This window comes from Pseudomonas sp. UBA1879 (genome assembly GCF_002338065.1).
Lineage (GTDB): Bacteria > Pseudomonadota > Gammaproteobacteria > Pseudomonadales > Pseudomonadaceae > Aquipseudomonas.
Genome location: NZ_DDHJ01000019.1, coordinates 39,600 through 53,458 on the forward strand (window position 1 = coordinate 39,600; position 13,859 = coordinate 53,458).

The 13,859-nt window shown below is 59.9% G+C and carries 11 protein-coding genes; 2 read left to right on the forward strand and 9 right to left on the reverse strand.

Going from position 1 to position 13,859, the window contains the following annotated elements; translation table 11 throughout:
* Nucleotides 1–6 precede the first annotated feature (6 nt).
* Entirely contained in the window at nt 7–978 is a 972-nt protein-coding gene (locus B3N48_RS22990) for a metal ABC transporter ATPase (RefSeq protein WP_296187633.1), read from the forward strand.
* A gap of 74 nt (nt 979–1,052) precedes the next feature.
* On the opposite strand, the gene hldE is transcribed toward B3N48_RS22990, so the two are convergent.
* Entirely contained in the window at nt 1,053–2,474 is a 1,422-nt protein-coding gene (gene hldE, locus B3N48_RS22995) for a bifunctional D-glycero-beta-D-manno-heptose-7-phosphate kinase/D-glycero-beta-D-manno-heptose 1-phosphate adenylyltransferase HldE (RefSeq protein WP_296187635.1), read from the reverse strand.
* Between the two features lie 308 nt (nt 2,475–2,782).
* Entirely contained in the window at nt 2,783–4,585 is a 1,803-nt protein-coding gene (gene msbA / locus B3N48_RS23000; protein WP_296187637.1) for a lipid A export permease/ATP-binding protein MsbA, read from the reverse strand.
* A 105-nt stretch (nt 4,586–4,690) separates the two neighbouring features.
* Here msbA and B3N48_RS23005 point away from each other — a divergent pair, with 105 nt between their 5' ends.
* The gene (locus B3N48_RS23005) at nt 4,691–5,350 is read left to right on the forward strand and encodes a toluene tolerance protein (protein WP_296187638.1); all 660 of its coding nucleotides are present in this window, start codon (nt 4,691–4,693) and stop codon (nt 5,348–5,350) included.
* An 11-nt stretch (nt 5,351–5,361) separates the two neighbouring features.
* Here the strand turns inward: B3N48_RS23005 and B3N48_RS23010 are convergent, their stop codons facing one another.
* The 7 genes from B3N48_RS23010 to B3N48_RS23040 form a co-directional block, all read right to left on the reverse strand.
* The gene (locus tag B3N48_RS23010) at nt 5,362–6,576 is read right to left on the reverse strand and encodes an O-antigen ligase family protein (protein ID WP_296187640.1); all 1,215 of its coding nucleotides are present in this window, start codon (nt 6,574–6,576) and stop codon (nt 5,362–5,364) included.
* Entirely contained in the window at nt 6,573–7,457 is an 885-nt protein-coding gene (locus B3N48_RS23015) for a glycosyltransferase family 2 protein (RefSeq protein ID WP_296187641.1), read from the reverse strand. Before B3N48_RS23015 ends, B3N48_RS23010 begins: the two co-directional genes overlap by 4 nt.
* A 159-nt stretch (nt 7,458–7,616) precedes the next feature.
* Nucleotides 7,617–8,573, reverse strand: a complete 957-nt coding sequence (locus tag B3N48_RS23020) for a glycosyltransferase family protein (protein WP_296187643.1) — start codon at nt 8,571–8,573, stop codon at nt 7,617–7,619.
* Nucleotides 8,574–8,641: 68 nt separating this feature from the next.
* A complete protein-coding gene (locus B3N48_RS23025; protein WP_296187677.1) occupies nt 8,642–10,054 on the reverse strand; it encodes a PIG-L family deacetylase in 1,413 nt (470 codons plus the stop codon).
* Nucleotides 10,051–10,947 carry an antimicrobial resistance protein Mig-14 gene (locus tag B3N48_RS23030; protein ID WP_296187644.1) on the reverse strand — a complete coding sequence of 299 codons (897 nt, stop codon included), beginning with the start codon at nt 10,945–10,947 and terminating at the stop codon, nt 10,051–10,053. Before B3N48_RS23030 ends, B3N48_RS23025 begins: the two co-directional genes overlap by 4 nt.
* Nucleotides 10,947–12,077, reverse strand: coding sequence for a glycosyltransferase (locus B3N48_RS23035; RefSeq protein WP_296187645.1), 1,131 nt, complete (start codon nt 12,075–12,077; stop codon nt 10,947–10,949). Before B3N48_RS23035 ends, B3N48_RS23030 begins: the two co-directional genes overlap by 1 nt.
* Nucleotides 12,061–13,818, reverse strand: coding sequence for a carbamoyltransferase family protein (locus B3N48_RS23040; RefSeq protein WP_296187646.1), 1,758 nt, complete (start codon nt 13,816–13,818; stop codon nt 12,061–12,063). The genes B3N48_RS23035 and B3N48_RS23040 overlap by 17 nt, the downstream gene beginning before the upstream one ends.
* Between the last annotated feature and the right edge of the window lie 41 nt (nt 13,819–13,859).

The window sequence follows — 13,859 nt, forward strand, 5'->3', positions numbered from 1 at the left end:
GCCGATATGCCGCGAACCCTGATCCGAAAGAACCCCAACAACTTTAAAACCTTGCCGCTGTTCGTCGAAGCCACTCCCGAAAGCCTGAGTTACCAAAGCGTCGGGATGCCGCTGAATTTCTCCCAGACCCTGCAACGTCGTCGCAAGATCGAGGTAGAGGACTGCGAGCGGTTCTCCACCGAACTGGCGAACCTTGGGGTTTCGGTGCGGCTGACCCTGAATTGGCAGAATCGCGACTATTGGGTGCTGGTGCGCCAACGCCGCCAAGACCGGGGCGACGTGGTGCTGAAGCTGATTTCTGGCTATGTGCCCGCCCATGAGCTGAACCTGCCGCTGCACACGGCGATCCAGGAAGTGGCCGAAGAGTGCCTGATCGAAACCCCACAAGGCTGGCTGGGCGGGCGCTTCAACGACACATGGCTGCCTGCGCCGTATGCCGCTGCGCTGCATTATCGCGAAGCGCTGCCCTTTCGCCTGAGCCCGCTGTCCGGCGCGGCTCGCCCGGTGCGCTGCGGCAGCCTGAACCTGATCGAACGGCCTCGGGCCTACGTTCATTTGCCGACGGCCTCCCTGCAACTGATCTACGACATGCGTCTTGAAGTGCCAAAAGAGGCGCGACCGCTGAGCCTGTTTCACGTCGATGAAATGTTGGAAAACGATCAGCTGATCACCCGACTCAATCGCAGCAAACCGGACCTGTACCTGATGCCGCTGGAAAACGGCTCGCCGCTGCCCGAGCTATACACACTCAAGAACGACAAGCTCACCGCTGCGGGGACCCGGGGGTTGTATCTCGCGGAGAGTTTCGCCGCACAGGAGGGTTGGGTGGTGCGCGAGGAACGCATTCGCTGGAAAGACTGGCTGCTGCAGCAAGGCATGGTGCCGCCGAAAGCAAAGAAAACCGGGATCAAGCGTCGGTTGAAGGTGGGGGCCAAACAGCTGCTGCGAATGGCGCGCCAGAAGCTGCATAAGCCGTAAGGCGTTAAAAACACGTATTCCCCTGGGAGCCGGCCCGCAGCAAGCCGGCTTCCACAGAACTACCTACGGCAGAATCACTGCCCGCGAATCTTCTCGACAATTGCCGTGGTCGAGCTGTTTTCGACCAAGCCCAATACCCGCACTTCCCCGCCGTAAGCCTGCACGATAGACGCTCCGACGACCTGATCCACGCTGTAATCGCCGCCTTTGACCAGCACGTCCGGCTTGAGGTGGGTCAACAGGTTTTCCGGAGTGGCTTCAGGGAAGCTGATCACCCAATCCACAGCGCCGAGACCGGCCAGCACCGCCATACGCCGGTCAACGCTGTTGATGGGGCGTCCGGGACCTTTGAGACGGCTGACCGACGCATCGTCATTGACCGCAACGATCAAACGGTCGCCTTGTGCACGGGCCTGTTCCAGATATGTCACGTGGCCTGCGTGAAGAATGTCGAAACAGCCATTGGTGAACACGATCGTCTCGCCATGAGCACGGGCGTCGTCGATGGCCAGCAGCAGTTGATCGAGACTCAGGACGCCACGCTCGGAACCCTCGGCGCGCTGGATGGCGCGACGCAGCTCGGGGGCGCTAATGGCGGCCGTACCCAGCTTGCCGACGACGATGCCGGCAGCCAGGTTTGCCAGCGCGACGGCATGGGGCAGCTCCTCGCCAGCGGCAATGGCGGCCGCGAGCGTGGAAATCACGGTATCGCCGGCGCCAGTCACATCGAACACCTCGCGCGCTCGGGCAGGCAGGTGCAACGCCTGCTGATCGGGACGCAACAGGGTCATGCCGTGCTCACCACGGGTCACCAGCAGCGCCCCCAGTTCCAGGTCAGACATCAGTTGCGCGCCCTTGGCGACCAGCTCGGCTTCATCGGCACAATGGCCGACGATGGCTTCGAATTCGCTGAGGTTCGGGGTAATGACGCTGGCGCCTCGGTAAATCGCGAAATCCTTGCCCTTCGGATCGGCCAGCACCGGAATGCCACGGTCGCGAGCGGCCTTGATCAGCACTTGATGGTTTTTCAGCGCGCCCTTGCCGTAATCGGACAAGACGAGCACTTTGACCCCTTCGAGCAGTGAGTCGACTTCATCACCCAATGCCAAGGCGTCGGTGGCGAACGGCTCTTCGAAGTCGATGCGCAGCAGCTGTTGATGGCGGCTCATGACGCGCAGTTTGACGATGGTCGGCTGATGAGCAATGCGTTGGAAACGCGCAGTGACGCCTGCGGCCATGAGGCTGTTGCTCAGGCTTTCGGCAGCTTCGTCCTGCCCCGTGACGCCGACGAGTGAAGCTTTCGCGCCCAACGCCGCGATGTTCAACGCGACGTTGGCGGCGCCACCTGGACGGTCTTCGATCTGGTCGACCTTGACCACCGGCACCGGCGCCTCAGGTGAAATCCTTGAGGTACCACCATGCCAGTAGCGGTCGAGCATGACATCGCCCACTACCAGAACTGGTGCCTGATCGAAACGCGGCATGGACAACTTCATCGAACAACCCGTAACTAAGAATGAACAGGGGCGGAATCTTAGCACAGGGTTTCAATGGCTTGAGGCAGGAAGGGAAAGTCGGTGTGACAGTCAAAGCTGATCGCGGGTGTAGGAACGACACAGCGCCATGGAGGAGCGCGCTTGCCCGCGAACTGCGATGTGTCATTCAGTATTTGCGTACCTGGTCTGGCGCCTTCGCGGGCAAGCGCGCGCCTACAGGGTCAAAGCTCGCCTCGACACGTTGGGACAACGCACCTCTTGCAGCAGTGAGCTGCTCGCGATGGAGGCACCTGATCAGGAGCGGTCGATTAAACCGCCCCAACCGGCACAGGCTCATCCAGCCCCATGGCGTGCAAACGGGCATAGTAGCCGTTTTGCTCCAACAATTGGCCGTGGGTGCCGCGTTCGACGATCCGGCCCTGGTCCATGACAAGAATCAGATCAGCGCGCTCAATGGTGGACAGGCGGTGCGCGATGACCAGCGTGGTACGGCCTTTCATCACGTGATCCAGCGCGGCCTGAATGTGGCGTTCGGATTCGGTATCCAGCGCCGAGGTGGCCTCGTCGAGAATCAGCAGCGGCGCGTTCTTCAGCAACGCCCGTGCAATCGCGAGACGCTGACGCTGACCACCTGACAGCAACACGCCGTTCTCACCCACCTGCGTGTCGAAGCCCTCAGGCAACTGATCGACGAACTCTTTGGCATAGGCATCGGCAGCGGCGGCTTCGACGTCGGCGCGGGGGGCGCCTGCCAAGTCACCATAGGCGATGTTATTGGCGACGCTGTCATTGAACAGGGTCACGTTCTGATTCACCTGCGCCACATGCTTACGCAGGTTGCGCAGGCGATAGTCTTCAATTTCGACGCCATCGAGCAGAATTTCACCCGATGTGTGGTGATAAAAGCGTGGAATGAGATTGGCCAGCGTAGATTTACCGCTGCCGGAGCGGCCCACCAGTGCGATCATCTGCCCTGGTGCCGCCGAGAAGCTGATGTCGTGCAGCACCTGACGCTCGGTTTCCGGATACGTGAAGCTCAGGTTGCGAACCTCCAGATGGCCCTGCACCCGGTCCAGCTCGACAGTGCCGGTGTCCAATTCAGGCTCTTCATCGAGCTGTTCGAAAATGCTTTCCGCACCCGCGACCCCCTTTTGAATCGTCGAGCTGACTTCGGACAACTGGCGAATCGGCTTGGGCAGCAGTCCCGCCGCTGTGATGTACGCCACCAGATCGCCCGCCGTCGCATCGCCCCGCAGCCACAGCACCAGAAACATCAGCACGGCCATAGCGGTATAAATCACCAACTGCAGCATCGGCGTGTAGATCGAGCCGGTCTTAGTCATGCGCAGCTGTTTGTCGGTGTTGCTGGTGGACGCTTTGGCGAAACGCTCCTCTTCGTATTGCTCACCGCCAAAGCTGCGCACCACGCGATAGCCCTGAATGGTCTCCGAGGCCACGTGGGTTACATCCCCCATCGCCACCTGAATTTTCTTGCTCTGCTTGCGAAATTTCTTGCTGGAGCTGCCGACCATCACGGCGATCAGCGGCAGGATCGCCAGCATCACGATCGTCAGTTTCCAGTTCATCCACACCAGGTAGAAGAACAGGAACACGATAGTCAGCCCTTCGCGGATCACCACTTTGATGGCGTCAGTCGCAGCGCCGGTGACCATGGTTACGTTAAAGGTGATGCGCGAAATGAGATGCCCGGAATTGTGGGTGTCGAAATAGCGGTTAGGCAGCACCAGCAGCTTGTTGAACAGCTCGACGCGCAGGTCGTGGACCAGCCCCAGCGAGACTTTGGCCAGGAAATAGTTACCCAGATAAGACCCCAACCCCTGCCATGCCGCGATCAGTACGATCAGCAGCGGCACCGCTTGCAGCAACTGCAGGTCCTTGAGGTAAGGCGTGTTGGGGAACAGCACCGCTTCGGGGTTGGTCAGGCCGTCGACGAAATATTTGAGGATGCCGGCCAGCATGGGCTGAGTCGACGCGAAAATGACGAAACCCACGATGCTGAGCAGAAACACGCCTACGTAAGGCTTCACGTAGGTCAGCAGTCGAAGATAGATTTTCAGGCTTGAGGATTCGCGTTTGTCTGGCGTGCTCATAGTCATCGATACGATAAAAAGAGCCGGAATACTAACATACGGGGTAGGGCATTGGGCCCTAGTGACCGCTGAGGTATGATGGCGGCCATTTTCGAAGGAGCCCGCATGCGCGCACTCGCCTACGCTGACTACCAAGCCCTACGCAGAGACGCCGAAGTCATTGAAGCCGACTTCTTCGGGGACAAGGTGCTACGCCTCGCCGATGGCAACTTCATGAAGCTGTTCCGGCGCAAACGCTTTATATCGTCAGCGGCGTTCTTCCCTTACGCCAAGCGTTTCGCCAACAACGCCTTGACCCTTCGCAAACGCGGCATTCCGTGCCCGAACGTGTTGGAGACCTATCGGGTCGCCGCTATCTCACGGGATGTCGTGCACTATCAGCCGCTGCCAGGGTTGACCCTGCGCCAGCTGATCGCCGACCCCGCTCGTTTTCAGGACGTTGCCTTGTTGCGTGCGTTCGGTCGATTCGTGGCCGAGCTCCACAACCAGGGCATCTACTTCCGCTCTCTGCACTTGGGCAACGTGGTGATGACCCCGGAAAATGAACTGGGGTTGATCGATATTGCCGACATGAAAACCCTGCGCCGCCCGTTGCGCAAAAGCCTGTGCCTGCGCAACTTCCAGCATATGCGCCGTTACAAGCACGATCATGCGTGGCTGCTGCAGAAAAACGGGGATCTGTTCTTCGAGAGCTACATCGAACACAGCGCGCATCAGTGGCAACGCCAACTGCTCAGCGAGCATCTGTCACTGGCGAAGGCGTGACGCCTGACGTGCTAGGAAATCGCCGTCTTTTTCTCTGATTTGCCAAGGCACAGCGACAGCACGAACGGCATCCACACCACCATCCACATGGCCCGCGCCCGGCCGAATACGGTGAACACGTCGAACTGCACGGCGACGGTGGCAAACACCCAGACCATCAGGATCGCCATGCCCAGCGCTTCATTGCGGTGACGCCAGGCACGCCAGCCCAACCATAACCACAACACGATCCACAGCACCGTGAACGGGATGCCGTATTGCACAGCGGTGTCGAGGATCAGGTTGTGACAATGGCTGAACACGATCCCGGCGGCAGATACTTCGTAGTCACTGCCCAGACCGATGCCCAGCCAGGGCCGTTGATGGATCAGATCGATGGCGCCTTTGATCAGCACCGTTCGCTCGGAATCGCCCCGCTGCAGAATGGAAGGCTCGAAAATTGCGAGTGCGACGGCCGCGAGTAAGGCCATCAGTGCCAGCGTGCGGTAGAAACGTCCGCCCCCCAGCAGCACGACCACCACAGCCACAGCAATCAGCGAAACGATCGCCCCCCGGCTCCCGGTCATGATGATGAAAGCGACCGAACACGCCTGAAGCAACGCCCAGACAACACGTCCACTGATTTTTTGCGGCCACCATGTGCAACTGAGGACCACCAGTGCGGCAATCGTGTAACCAGCGGGGTTGGGGTTGTCCATGAAGCCGCCGAAGCCGTACATGCGGTCGATGCCCCGCATGGGATAGGCAATCAAGGCCGCCAGCGAATAAAGCCCTGCCAGCCCGCCCCACAGGATCATCATGCTTTGCAAAGGCCGGTTGAACGTCCTTCCCCAGACGATCCAGCCGAGAATCAGCGTTAGAAAGAACAGCTCGCGTTTGATGATAACCAGGTGTCGCTCGGCCCCGGCGCTCCACGCCAGGGAGGCCAGCGACCACGCGAACAGGAATAGGAACAGCCACAATTCCCGTCGATTGAGCACGGTGTGGCGAAACTCATGAAAGTAACGAACGATCAGGTACAGGCAAGGCAGGTAAACGAATGCGGTCAGTAGCCAGCTGTAGAACTTCATCGTAGGAGTGAGCAAAACCCCGGCGACACTCCAGAACAGACCGACCGCTAGCACCACGCCGGCCACACCTAGATGCTGATTGACCGAGCGAAACTGCTCGCTGCCTTGTGAGAACAATCGGCTAACCCACGGCTGATTCTGAAAAGACTGACTCACTGCGCACCCTTGGGCTTACGGTATTTGAAGACGAAATGTCTGAACCGTTTCCATGTCACACGGTTCCAGCGGTGCACGGGCACACTGGCGAACAGGCCGCGGGCGAACGTTTTGTCCATCACCACCGATTCCTTGAGCGCCTTGTTGATGATCGCCAGGCGGCCCGCTTCGTAAGCGGGATTATCCTGATACGCCTCGATGACCTTCAGGTCATAGATCAGCTGACTCTTATACGCCGTCTTGGAAATGTTGGTGGCATGACGGCGATACAGCGTGACCCGGTCCGGGAGAATGTGCACCTGATAGCCCGCCTTGGCGATGCGCAGGGTCATTTGGAAATCCTGGACCTTGATCGTCGGGTCATAGCCGCCGACACGGTCGATGGCTTCGCGCCGGTACATGGCGACTGGGCCTCCGACGGCATACGCATCCGCCAGCAACTCATCGAAGCTCCAGCGTTGAACCGGGGCGTGACTGGCCAATTTGTGCTTGAGGGGCCTGCCATTGGAGTCGATGTAGATGACCTTCGCGCCGAGCAAACCCACTTCAGGGTGTTCCTGCATGTAGCTCACTTGCCGACGTATCCGCCCGGCCAGCATCACGTCATCGGAATCGTGGGTGACCACGAGATCGCCTCGGGCATGACGCAAGGCGTGGTTCAGCGCGGCACTGACGCCCTGATTGTCCTGCTGATAAAACTGAAAGTCATGACTGCGGCGCAACGCCTCGATTTTCTCGGCACTGGCGTCGGTGGAGCCGTCATTGACGACAATCAGTTCGAAATTATCGTAGTCCTGCTTCAGCACACTGAGCAGAGACTCCTCGATATAGCGTTCATGGTTGAAGCACGGCACCAAAATCGAGACTAATGGCCATTTCATACCCGCACTCGATCCTTGGCTTCTGGCAGCGCCTTCAACGGCCACATTTGCGGAGGCTGACGACGAGCGCCCTGGCCACCCGACGTTGTGAAAACTGGCATGCGGAGATCATCTGATTTCAAATTAGTATCATTATTTTCAGCGCGTAAACCGTTCAAATCAAATTCCCAACGCTGCCCGCAACTTCTCGAAACCGCTCACAGGCGCCTGCTCGCGCAATGCCGGTTCAAGCTCACGCACGATGCGTGCACCGATCGCCCCGAATCCAAACTGAGACACTGCCAGATCGCGCCCGTTGACCGCAATACGCTCGGCAAGACTTGGGTCATCACGCAAGATCGCGAGTTTTTTCTGCAACTGGGGGATGTCGCGGTAAAACACCACGTTGTGCATGTCCTGCAGGCCCAATGCGCGGCTTTCATCCTCTCCTTGATCATAGGCAAACAGCACGCATCCGCAGGCCATCGCTTCGAAATTCTTGATCATGAATTCACCCATACCGACGTCCGCGCTGACGAAAAAGCGGATTCGGTTCAGGGTGTCGCTGTATTCCTGACCCGACTTGGTGCGGGTAACCAGTAGTTTCTCGACTTGCCCCAGTTCGTCGAGCAGCGCCTTGCGGCCGCTATAGGCCACGCTGTTGGTGCTGCCGACGAACGCCAGCTCGATATCCCGCTCACGGCCCTGATCGCTGAGCAGCGTCTGATCATAGCCTTTGGGCACGAACACCGCGTCGAAACCCTCTTCGCGCAGGCGTTCACTGACCACAAAACCCGAGCTGAGGACGCGCACCCACGGCAGCTTGCGGTAATGGGCGCTGAATTTTCCGGTGTATTTGCAGGGGATGTAGTTCTGATAGGCGTCGTGTTCGAGAATCACCAGATTGGGAACGGTGCGAATGAAGCTCGCCTGACGGATTTCCTGCTTGAAGCGAAGGAAAAACACGATGCGGTCATATCGCTTCACGTCCACGTGTTGGCGGAAATAGCGGCGCAGGTTGCGCTGCTCGTCGGAGGTCAGCCAACGCAGGTCGCAATCGCAGTGGGCTGCGACGCCTTCGTACAGACGATCCAGAATCGCGCGTTGCTCTTTCTGAACCAGAAACAGAACCTTCATGGGCTTCCTTTTAAAACCAGATCACGACGTGCCCGGCCACTCAATCGCCATCGGGTCGTCGAAGGCACTCAGAGCTCCTTGCGCCAGAACAGTTCGTGTCGGCGCACGGCTTTTCTGAAAAATTCGTTTTCGCCTTCCGCCGGCCAACGACGGCCGGCCAACCGCTTCTGCAGCCAGCGCCGGATACGACGTTTGAACGGGGCCGGCGGCTGCAGGTCATGCATCATACCCAAGGCCATGGCCTTGTCTCGTTGTCGTTCGAGGTCGAGTTCGATGCTGTAGGGCACGAGTTCCTGCCCGGCGTCGAACACGGGCGGCAGCGCGACCCCGCTATAGACATCGCCCATTGGCCAACGATCATTATCGTGAAGATGATTTGCGTAGCCGAGTATCACGCTCGGTTGCCACGCCAGTCCTTGTAATGCCTCAAGCACCGCTGCCTGTGAGCAGACGTGGTCTGGATGCGGGTCGATGGTGGCGTGGGGCATGACCAACACGTTTGGCCTGGCTGCCAACAGCAAGGCGCGCAAATCGGCAATCAGGTTATTCCAGGTCGGCGCGCCGTCGGCATCACCGGGCAATGTCAGGCTATTGAACTGGCGGAACAGCCGCGTATCGCTCAGATCCGCTTCGCGAGAGGCAATCGGCTGGTCAGGGGCCGCTTGCATGGCAGGCAATTGAAGGCAGAAGTAGCCCAACTGTACGCAGCGGGATTCCGGCACGCCTGCCCAGCGAGGCACGGTAATGCTGTCCCAGGCACGCAATCGGCCTTTGACTCGCGCGGCTTCGGCCGGGGCCATCCCCATTTGCTGGTAGTGTTCGGCCTCGATTTCGCCTGCCGTGAGGGTGACGATCCAGCTCTCGTCGGCCTGGCTGTAGAGGCCGAACGCCGCCAGTTCGGCGTCATCGGCGTGAGGCGCGATGACCATCACCCGTTCACGGCGGGCGTCGGCATGGGCGAACGACCACAGCCGGGGTTGCCCCTGAACGCTGCAGCGGCGTCCGCGAATGCGCAATGCGCCGGCGTTGAGCGCCGTGCCGAAGCCTGTGAGATTGAGGAAACGCAGGCCGTTCACGCCCCGCTCGAAGGTCTGAATGTCGTGCAGCGCGCCGCTTCCTATCAACTCGACCGCAGGATCGAGGAAGCGTCCCAGCCAGGAACTGTTGACCGGCAGCGCCAATATCAAGGTCTCGGTACCGGTGAGCACAGGCAATTGATCGACCACCAGCCGGTCGCCGTTCAGCCTGACGCCCGCCACCTCGTTCTTCTCGGGGAGCTGATACTGGTAGTCATCGCTTGGCGAATAAAACAGATGGTCCGAAAACCATGCCTCGTGGGCGATCCAGCCCAGCAACGCGAGCACCAACGGCAACCACCAGGCGACCAGAATGCCGACCAGTAGCAAGATCGCCAACGCCACCAACAACGCCACGCGCTTGTTGCGGCGGTGGCGTCTAAGCAGTTCTTGTTTACGGCTCAACGTTGAAATACCGGTACGGGGTTGCACCAACGATCCTTGTATTCACGATCGGCGCGACCAAAGGAAAAACGCAGCGCCTTGCCCCGCGCTCGCGCGTCTTCCCAGGCGCTTTGGGTGTTAAGAAAGCTCAACACGCTGCCGGGGCTGAAATCGCGGGTTTCGGGGTCGACGCCGCCGTTGACATATTCGATGCTGATCCATTCCGGCGCTTCGACGCGGTAGATCAGTTGGATGGCAATCGGCGCATCGTTGAGAAAGATCACCGAGCCGATCAGCAAATCGCGCAGCAGCTCGACGACGTCCGCCATGCGCTCGGCACCTGTAGCGGCGAACCCCCAGCGTCGCTGAAACAGATCGCAATACATGCGGGCAATTTCGTCACTGCTGAAGTCGGTGATCGGGCGCACCACGCCGCCCGCCTCTTCCAGCAGGCGCAACTCGCGGCGCTGGTTGTAGCGGAATTTTTTCGACAGGTCTTCGGGAGTGCGGGCCATGGCCAGGGATTCGGCCTGTACGTGAAGCTCGACGAAGCGGCCCTGATTCAGGTCCGAGAGGTACCGACCACGATGGCGCAGCGGGGCTTGAGCATCGGCCGCTGCAGGCAGGATCAACTCGGCATTGCCCAGATCGAACAGCCCTTTTTTACCCTGGCTTTTCAGCACGTCCTTGGAGAGCGCCAACGAACGTCCCCATGTCGGAATCGCAGCGCTCACTTCTCCGTTTTGCGACCATCCAAGATAACGCACCGGGATATTGGCCAATCCGGCCAGGCGCTCCACCACGAGGGGATGCGTCGCGACACTGCCGCCGAACCGCTCCCACGCTCCTCGATAAGCGGCCGCGTCGATGGCTGTCCAGCCACGTTCTCGCCAGGCTTGAAAACGATTGAGCATCAGGACTCCGCAGTCAGGTCGGTGACCTGCGGCAGACGCCAGAAGACCTTGCGAACGGCCTCGTCGGAGAACCGATCACGCAACCGACCCAGCATCATTTCTGCGCAGGACTGCCGTTGCTCGGCATCCAGGCGCGACAGGTGCGTCAGCCCTTGGGCCAGATGCTCGACGTCGCCCAGCGGAAACAGAATGCCTACGCCTTCGACCACTTCTTTGGCGCCGCCCGCTGCAGTGGCGATGACTGGCACGCCTGCCACCATGGCCTCCAGCAACACCATGCCGAAAGGTTCGTGATCGGAGCTGAGGGCGAAGGCATCGAACGCTTTGAAGTACCGACTGGCCTGCGGGACTTGGCCGAGGAGCAGAACCTGCCGACCAATGCCCAGCTCCATCGCCAGTTCCTTCAAGTCCTGCTCCAGACGGCCTTTGCCGAGAATCACCAATTGGCTTTCGGCGGGCAGGTCGGGAAGCGCCTGGGCGAAACCACGCAGCAGCGTGGCTTGGTCCTTGTCCGGGTGCAGGCGGCCAACGTTTCCGACGACCCAGGCGTCTTGCTCCAGGCCCAACGCTTCGCGGGCCTCCTCGCGTGGCACCTGATTCGCCACGAGTTGGTCGATGTCGATGCGGTTGTAGAGCGTTTGAATACGCCCCGTCGGCCATTTGGGGAGGCATTTGCGCAGGTCGTCCCGCACTGCGTCGGACACGCCCAGCAGGCTCAAGCGCATGCGAAACAGATGTGCGAACAGTTTGCGGCTGCGACGCTCATAGTCGCCAAAGGCGTGATGCACACCGATAACGGGCAGGCGGGTGCCCAGCAGCGCGATGTAGATCGGCTTGAACCGGTGAGCAATGCAGAACACGAAATCTCGGGAAGCGGCGATTTTGCGCAGGTCGCGAATGGCGCCCAGCTTGAGGCCACGAATGGCCTTGGAGCTGTATTCCATGAACAGGACGTCGTCGGAGGCGCAGCCCGCCGCCACGTCAGGATCGGCAGCGCCGGTCAGGAATACCGTGGTAACACGGTATCCCTTGCCGGCGAACAGGCTGGCGTATTGACGGGCACAGTCGAGAAACGGCCCGTCATAGCCGTGGCAGAACTGCAACACATGGCGCTCAGCCGAGCGTGTCATAGCTGTCCGCGCCGTCTTTGACCACCAGGATGTCTTCCATGATCAGGTATTGCAGATCCGAGCCGAAGAACATGTTCAGGGCGTCGGTGGGCGAGCAGATCATCGGTTCGCCGCGACGGTTGAGCGAGGTGTTCAACGACACCCCGTTGCCTGTCAGGTTTTCCAGCGCTTTCATCATGTCGTAGTAGCGAGGGTTGTACTCGCGCTTCAGCACCTGGGCACGGGACGTGCCGTCTTCGTGAACGACTTCCGGCACGCGGGTCTTCCACTCTTCTGCGACTTCGAAGGTGAAGGTCATGAACGGCGCGGGGTGATCGATCTTGATCATCTGCGGCGCCACGGTGTCGAGCATCGACGGGCAGAAAGGCCTCCAGCGCTCGCGGAACTTGATCTGGTGGTTGATGCGGTCGGCCACGCCAGCCACGCTCGGGCAACCGATGATGGAACGACCGCCCAACGCGCGCGGGCCAAACTCCATGCGACCCTGGAACCAGGCGACGGGGTTGCCATCAACCATGATCTTGGCGATCTGCTCCGGCATGTTCTCGAGCTTGCGCCATTTTGGCTGACTAGGATGACGGGCGCAGGCTGCGATGACGTCTTCGTTGCTGTACGAAGGGCCAAGGTAGACGTGTTCCATCTTCTCGACCGGCACCCCACGCGCATGCGACACATACGCAGCAGCACCGACCGCCGTACCGGCATCACCGGACGCGGGCTGAACGAACAGCTCCTTGACCTCCGGACGAGCGATGATCTTCTGATTCAGCTTCACGTTCAGCGCGCAGCCGCCGGCGAAGGCAATCTTGCCCGTCTCCTTGAGGATGTCGCCCAGGTAGTGATCCATCATCTGCAGCGCCAGCTTCTCGAACAGCGCCTGCATGCTCGCCGCGTAATGGATGTATGGCTCGTCAGCGATATCGCCTTCGCGCTTCGGACCCAGCCACTCGATCAGCTTCGGCGAAAAATAGAAACCCTTGCCCTTCTCTTTATAACGGCGCAGACCAATGACGTTGGCATACTCGGTGTTGATCACCAGTTCGCCATTTTCGAAGCTGGCCAGCCGCGAGAAGTCGTACTTGGTCGCGTCACCGTAAGGCGCCATGCCCATGACCTTGAATTCGCCGTCGAGCATTTCGAAGCCGAGGAATTCGGTGATCGCGCCATACAGACCGCCGAGCGAATCCGGGTCGTAGAATTCCTTGATCTTGTGGATCTTGCCGTTTTCGCCATACCCGAAGAAGGTCGTGGCGTACTCGCCTTTGCCGTCGATGCCGAGAATCGCCGTTTTCTCTTTGAAACCCGAACAGTGATAGGCGCTGGAGGCATGAGCCAGGTGGTGCTCGACAGGCTCGATCTTGATTTTCTTCGGGTCGAAACCCAGTTGCTCAAGGCACCAGACAATCTTGTTGCGATAGCGCTTGTAGCGACGATTGCCCATCAGGATGGCGTCGAGCGCACGGTCCGGGGCGTACCAGTAACGCTTGGCGTAGTGCCAGCGGGCTTCGCCGAACAGGCTGATCGGGGCGAACGGGATGGCCACCACGTCAACATCGGAGGGTTTGATGCCGGCTTGTTCGAGGCAGAACTTCGCAGACTCGTAAGGCATGCGGTTCTTTGCATGCTTGTCGCGCACGAAACGCTCTTCTTCGGCGGCTGCAATCAGCTTGCCGTCGATGTACAGCGCTGCGGAAGGATCATGGCTAAGGGCGCCGGACAGGCCAAGGATCGTCAATGCCACTAGGGTCTAGCCTCTCAAAGTCTGCAAGCAGGCGTCGCGCG

What these genes read in the sequence shown, in the direction of transcription:
- B3N48_RS22990 (WP_296187633.1), top strand. Translation starts at nt 7, where the DNA reads ATGCCGCGAACCCTGATCCGAAAGAACCCCAACAACTTTAAAACCTTG.
- hldE (WP_296187635.1), bottom strand. Translation starts at nt 2,474, where the DNA reads ATGAAGTTGTCCATGCCGCGTTTCGATCAGGCACCAGTTCTGGTAGTG.
- msbA (WP_296187637.1), bottom strand. Translation starts at nt 4,585, where the DNA reads ATGAGCACGCCAGACAAACGCGAATCCTCAAGCCTGAAAATCTATCTT.
- B3N48_RS23005 (WP_296187638.1), top strand. Translation starts at nt 4,691, where the DNA reads ATGCGCGCACTCGCCTACGCTGACTACCAAGCCCTACGCAGAGACGCC.
- B3N48_RS23015 (WP_296187641.1), bottom strand. Translation starts at nt 7,457, where the DNA reads ATGAAATGGCCATTAGTCTCGATTTTGGTGCCGTGCTTCAACCATGAA.
- B3N48_RS23020 (WP_296187643.1), bottom strand. Translation starts at nt 8,573, where the DNA reads ATGAAGGTTCTGTTTCTGGTTCAGAAAGAGCAACGCGCGATTCTGGAT.
- B3N48_RS23030 (WP_296187644.1), bottom strand. Translation starts at nt 10,947, where the DNA reads ATGCTCAATCGTTTTCAAGCCTGGCGAGAACGTGGCTGGACAGCCATC.
- B3N48_RS23035 (WP_296187645.1), bottom strand. Translation starts at nt 12,077, where the DNA reads ATGACACGCTCGGCTGAGCGCCATGTGTTGCAGTTCTGCCACGGCTAT.